This is a genomic window from Citrobacter sp. Cf132 (assembly GCF_030333885.1).
Classification (GTDB): Bacteria; Pseudomonadota; Gammaproteobacteria; order Enterobacterales; family Enterobacteriaceae; genus Citrobacter; species Citrobacter freundii.
In genome coordinates this window covers 1-259 of the sequence record NZ_JAOWFA010000007.1, presented here as the reverse complement: position 1 = coordinate 259, position 259 = coordinate 1, and the positions used below count along the sequence as shown (strand labels likewise).

Here is a 259-nt window from a genome sequence, read left to right as displayed (position 1 = left end):
CTCAGGCCGCAGTCGGTAACCTCGCGCATACAGCCGGGCAGTGACGTCATCGTCTGCGCGGAAATGGACGAACAGTGGGGCTATGTCGGGGCTAAATCGCGCCAGCGCTGGCTGTTTTACGCGTATGACAGGCTCCGGAAGACGGTTGTTGCGCACGTATTCGGTGAACGCACTATGGCGACGCTGGGGCGTCTTATGAGCCTGCTGTCACCCTTTGACGTGGTGATATGGATGACGGATGGCTGGCCGCTGTATGAAT

General features: G+C 59.1%; 1 protein-coding gene. It reads left to right on the top strand.

The window, feature by feature from the left end:
• On the top strand, positions 1-259 hold a 259-nt coding region (locus OGV85_RS00040), incomplete at both ends, for an IS1 family transposase (protein WP_286552849.1).